At 65.0% G+C, this 505-nt stretch carries 1 pseudogene; it reads right to left on the reverse strand.

Annotated elements, in window-relative coordinates:
• A pseudogene (locus tag AB4Y93_RS28825) lies at positions 1-505 on the reverse strand (carbamoyl-phosphate synthase large subunit); the annotation flags it as partial.

Raw genomic sequence — 505 nt, forward strand, 5'->3', positions numbered from 1 at the left:
GTCATAGTCGGTCGACACGGTTTCCGGRTTGCAGTTGACCATGATGGTCTCGTACCCGTCTTCGCGCAGCGCCAGYGCSGCGTGCACGCAGCARTAGTCGAACTCGATGCCCTGGCCGATSCGGTTCGGGCCACCGCCCAGCACCATGATCTTCTTGTTGGCGGTCGGCTCGGCCTCGCACTCGCCGTGTTCGGCTTCGTACGTGCCGTACATGTAGGCGGTGTTGGTGGCGAACTCGGCCGCGCAGGTGTCCACGCGCTTGTAGACCGGACGCACGTTCTGGGCGATCCGCGCCTCGCGCACCGACTTGGCGTCGGTCTTGAGCAGCTTCGCCAGGCGGCGGTCCGAGAAACCCTTCTGCTTGAGCAGGCGCAGTTCGGGCGTCGAGAGGCTGGCCAGCGTGCGGTTGCGCACGATGGACTCGGTCTTCACGATGTCTTCGATCTGGGCCAGGAACCACGGGTCGATGGCGGTCTCGGCATGCACTTCCTCGAGCGACATGCCC

The sequence above is a fragment of the Paenibacillus sp. YAF4_2 genome, from assembly GCF_052113225.1.
Lineage (GTDB): Bacteria > Bacillota > Bacilli > Paenibacillales > Paenibacillaceae > Pristimantibacillus.